A 543-nucleotide genomic window follows, 5' to 3' on the forward strand; every position below is an offset into this window, starting at 1 on the left:
CATTCATGCACCTGGTAGAGGTCGATCACATCGGTCTTGAGCCGCTTGAGGCTTGCCTCGCACTGGTTGACGATGTGGTAGCGCGACAGTCCCCGCTCGTTGGGGTCGGTGTCGTCCATCGGGAAGCGCACCTTGGTCGCCAGCAGCGTCCGCTGGCGCCGCCCATCGGTCAGTGCCTCCCCGATAATGCTTTCCGACACGCCCCGCGTATAGACATTGGCCGTGTCGAGCATGTTGATGCCCGCCTCCAGACACATGTCGATCTGGCGCTGCGCGTCCTTGAGGCTGGTATTGCCGACCTTCGGGTTCCCCCCGAACGTCATCGTGCCCATGGTAAGGGTCGAGACCTTCAGTCCCGAGCGCCCGAGCAAGCGGTATTCCATTCTAGCCTCCGAGCCTTTTCGCTGTGTGGCCGAAGACTAGACCCGCGCAGGGGCCGGAGGGAAGCAGCCATCGCCGCTCCCAAAGCGGCTAGTGGTCGTGCCCGCGCTCGGGGCGGAAATCGTCGCCCTCGTCCCACTCGGTCGGGTCGAGCACCTCGTC

Annotated in this window: 1 protein-coding gene; it reads right to left on the bottom strand. The window is 64.3% G+C overall.

The window, feature by feature from the left end:
* On the bottom strand, positions 1-383 hold a 383-nt coding region (locus JP75_RS24710; RefSeq protein ID WP_035087901.1), incomplete at its 3' end, for an aldo/keto reductase.
* Between the last annotated feature and the right edge of the window lie 160 nt (positions 384-543).

The sequence above is a fragment of the Devosia riboflavina genome (assembly GCF_000743575.1).
Lineage (GTDB): Bacteria > Pseudomonadota > Alphaproteobacteria > Rhizobiales > Devosiaceae > Devosia > Devosia riboflavina.